4 protein-coding genes are annotated in these 3,479 nt (G+C 71.8%); 3 read left to right on the top strand and 1 reads right to left on the bottom strand.

The annotated features are described in order from the left end of the window. Positions 1-34: 34 nt before the first annotated feature. Positions 35-970 carry a LysR family transcriptional regulator gene (locus tag ACFWBD_RS41400; protein ID WP_385679380.1) on the bottom strand — a complete coding sequence of 312 codons (936 nt, stop codon included), beginning with the start codon at positions 968-970 and terminating at the stop codon, positions 35-37. A gap of 79 nt (positions 971-1,049) precedes the next feature. Between ACFWBD_RS41400 and ACFWBD_RS41395 the strand changes: the two genes are divergently transcribed. From ACFWBD_RS41395 to ACFWBD_RS41385, 3 genes are all read left to right on the top strand, one after another. After that, positions 1,050-1,754 (top strand): MOSC domain-containing protein, encoded by a 705-nt coding sequence (locus ACFWBD_RS41395; protein WP_385679377.1) that lies wholly within the window; start codon positions 1,050-1,052, stop codon positions 1,752-1,754. 122 nt (positions 1,755-1,876) lie between these two features. Next, positions 1,877-2,650 (top strand): SDR family NAD(P)-dependent oxidoreductase, encoded by a 774-nt coding sequence (locus tag ACFWBD_RS41390; protein WP_385679374.1) that lies wholly within the window; start codon positions 1,877-1,879, stop codon positions 2,648-2,650. Positions 2,651-2,739: 89 nt separating this feature from the next. Beyond that, positions 2,740-3,447 (top strand): ester cyclase, encoded by a 708-nt coding sequence (locus ACFWBD_RS41385; protein ID WP_385679371.1) that lies wholly within the window; start codon positions 2,740-2,742, stop codon positions 3,445-3,447. Positions 3,448-3,479 lie beyond the last annotated feature (32 nt).

The following is a 3,479-nucleotide window of genomic DNA, read 5'->3' as shown; positions in this document are numbered from 1 at the left end:
GGCACACGTGTGCCCGCCGTTTTTCGGACCGCTGTCAGCCGATGCGCGCCGCCGCCCGCCCCAGCTGCTCCAGCGTGGCCGACACCGCCGGCACCTGGGCCAGGTCGGGCAGCGTGAGCGCGACGATCTCCCGCCGCACCGCCGGTTCCAGTGTCACCGCGCGGGCACCACGCGGCCGGACGGACTCGATCGCGAGCTGGGGCAGCACGGCGACGCCGAGGCCGGCGCCCACCAGACCGACCACCGCCGGATAGTCGTCGGTCGCGAAGTCGATGCGGGGCGTGAAGCCCGCGCTCTCGCACACCTGGACCAGCTGGCCGCGGCAGCGCGGACAGCCGGCGATCCACGGCTCGGCGGCGAGGTCGCCGATGGCGACGGATCCCGACGGCCCCGTGCGCGCGAGACGGTGCCGTTCGGGGACGAGGGCGACCAGCCGGTCCGTCAGCAGCGGCCGTACGACGAGGTCGTCCCATTCGCCTTCGCCCGCCTGCTCGGCGTCGCCGGTGCCCGTCACGCGTTCGTAGCGGAAGGCGAGCGCGATGTCGCAGTCGCCCTCGCGGAGCAGCTCGACCGACCTCGGCGGCTCGGCCTCCTCCAGGGAGACCCGGGTGCCGGGGTGGGCAGCGCGCAGGGCGGCGAGAGCCGTGGGGACGAGGGTGGAGCTGCCGCTGGGGAAGGACACCAGACGGACCCGGCCGGCGCGCAGCCCGGCGATGGCGGCGACCTCCTCCTCGGCGGCGGTCAGTCCGGACAGGATGCCGGCCGCGTGCCGGACCAGTGCCTCGCCCGCCTGGGTCAGGCGCATCTCGCGTCCGCTGCGGATCAGCAGGGGTGTGCCGACGGACGCCTCCAGCGCCTTCATCTGCTGGCTGACGGCCGGCTGGGTGCAGCCCAGTTCGCGCCCGGCCGCAGAGAAGGAGCCGGTGGCGGCCACGGCGCGCAGGACGCGGAGATGACGGGCCTCGATCATTCTCCGAGCATAAGCGAGCCTTGGATAGTCCGGCGAATAATGCGTCGACACTTTGACCTCCGGCTCGTACCGTGCCGCTATGAGGCTTCTGTCTGTCAATCTGGGCCGCCCGAAGGCCGTGCCGTACTCCGACCAGCCGCAAGGCCTGACCGGGATCGACAAGCGGCCGGTCGAGGGGCCCGTGCGGGTCGCGGCGCCCGGCCCCAAGGGGGTCGGGGGGAGCGGGCTGGCCGGGGACACGGTGTGCCACCTGCGCCACCACGGCGGGGACGACCAGGCGGTGTACGCCGTCGCGCGCGAGGACCTCGACGACTGGGAGCGCGAGCTGGGACGCACGCTGGCCGACGGCGCGTTCGGCGAGAACCTCACCACCACGGGTCTCGACGTCTCCGGCGCGCTGATCGGCGAGCGCTGGCGGATCGGTCCTGACGTGGTGCTGGAGGTGACCGCCGGGCGGATACCGTGCCGCACCTTCCAGGGCCACGTGGGCGAGGAGCGATGGGTGCGGCGGTTCACCGAGAAGGCGGCCACGGGCGCGTATCTGCGGGTCCTCGAGCCGGGTGAGATCCGCGCGGGCGATCCGGTGCGGATCGTCCACCTGCCGGAGCACGAGGTGACCGCCAGGATGCAGTTCCAGGCGGGCACCACGCACCGGGAGCTGTTGCCCCGGCTGCTCGCGGCGGGCGAGGCGCTGCACCCGGAGTCGCTGGCGGCGGCCCGGGAGTACGTGAAGAAGTACGGAGACAGGGCCGGGGAGAAGTGCGGGGAGGGGCAAGGGAGCTGAGTCGGCGTCACGGGAGCGGGGCGCGGGACGCGCGTGCGCGGGGCATGCGCACGCGGTCTTCACCTTCGGGAGGCCACGTGCAGAGAACGGACGCCCGCACTCCGGGTCACTAATCTTCTGCCATGACAACGGCTCTGATTACGGGTTCGACCGCGGGCATCGGCGCCGCGTTCGCGCGCAGACTGGCGGCGGACGGGCATGACCTCGTCCTCGTGGCACGGGACATCAAGCGGCTGCGCGAGCAGGCGACCGAGTTGCACGACCGGCACGGCATCGAGGCGGAGGTGCTGACGGCCGACCTCGCCACGGACGAGGGCATCGAGGCGGTGGCCACCCGGCTCGGTGACCGCAAGAACGCCGTCGACCTGCTGATCAACAACGCCGGCTTCGGCAACAAGGGCCGCTACCTCGACGTCTCCATGGCCGACGAGCTGAGGATGCTCAAGGTGCACTGCGAGGCGGTGCTGCGGCTGACGTCGGCGGCGACGGCGGTGATGCGCGAGCGCGGACGCGGGGGTGTCGTCAACGTGGCCTCGGTGGCGGCCTTCGTGCCGCGCGGGACGTACGGGGCGTCCAAGGCCTGGGTCGTGCAGTTCACCCAGGGCGCGGCCAAGGACCTGGCGGGCAGCGGGGTGCGGCTGATGGCGCTGTGCCCGGGGTTCGTGCGCACGGAGTTCCACGAGCGGGCCGGGATGGGCACGGACAACATCCCGGGCTGGATGTGGCTGGACGCGGACAAGCTGGTCGCGGCGGCGCTGCACGACCTGGCGCGCGGGAAGTCCCTGTCGATCCCCGACCCGCGTTACAAGGCGCTGATGGGCCTGGTGAAGGTGACGCCCCGCTCGCTGCTGGGCGGGATCAGCTCGAGGACGGGCCGGAAGTACGGACCTCGGTAACGGCCTGGGCGGTGGACGGGTGACGTCGGCGCTCCGGTGGGAAAATGGGTGTGACGGAGACCGGACCCAGGGGGGCCGGAGGCGGCGTCATGACGTTCGTGCAGCTCATCGACTGTAGGACCAGCCGGTTCGACGAGATGGACCGGCTGATGGACACCTGGGTCGAACAGACCAGGGGCAAGCGGACCGCGACGCACGCGGTGGTCGGCAAGGACCGCTCCGACGCGTCGCACTTCATCGAGATCGTGGAGTTCCCTTCGTACGAGGAGGCGATGCGGAACTCGAACCTGCCGGAGACCGACAAGGTCTTCCGGGAGCTGGTGGCCCTGTGCGACGAGATGCCCACCTTCACGGATCTCGACGTCGTACGGGACGAGCAGTTGTACGCCGGGACGGCGCGGCGGTTCTTCGAGACGATCGGCACGCGGGGCGAACTGCCGCCGATGGACGGCCTGCTGGCCGAGGAGTACCACGACCACGATCCCGCCAACGAGCAGGACACCATGGGGATGGACGCGATGCGCCGGGAGGTCGAGATGTGGCGGGGCGGCTTCGACTTCGCCTTCTCCCTCGACGACCAGATCGAGCAGGGCGACCGCGTGTGCAACCGGTGGACCTGGAGCGGCACCCACAAGGGCGACTTCATGGGGATCCCGGCCACCGGGAAGCGCGTCACCATGACCGGCACGACCGTCTTCCGGTGCCGGGAGGACGGGAAGATCGTCGAGGCCTGGTGGCAGTACGACCGGCTGGGGCTGATGGAGCAGCTGGGGGCGCTGGACGCGCTGGAGCGGTAGGGCACGGCAGAGGCCCGGCACCCCTTGTGCGT

The organism is Streptomyces sp. NPDC060002 (assembly GCF_042737245.1).
Taxonomy (GTDB): Bacteria; Actinomycetota; Actinomycetes; order Streptomycetales; family Streptomycetaceae; genus Streptomyces.
The sequence above is the reverse complement of the archived record's forward strand: the minus strand, read 5'-3'. Positions and strand labels throughout refer to the sequence as shown.

Bases quoted from the DNA above. Each gene is read 5' to 3' on its own strand.
- ACFWBD_RS41385 (WP_385679371.1), top strand. From the start codon at position 2,740: ATGACGTTCGTGCAGCTCATCGACTGTAGGACCAGCCGGTTCGACGAG.
- ACFWBD_RS41395 (WP_385679377.1), top strand. From the start codon at position 1,050: ATGAGGCTTCTGTCTGTCAATCTGGGCCGCCCGAAGGCCGTGCCGTAC.
- ACFWBD_RS41400 (WP_385679380.1), bottom strand. From the start codon at position 970: ATGATCGAGGCCCGTCATCTCCGCGTCCTGCGCGCCGTGGCCGCCACC.
- ACFWBD_RS41390 (WP_385679374.1), top strand. From the start codon at position 1,877: ATGACAACGGCTCTGATTACGGGTTCGACCGCGGGCATCGGCGCCGCG.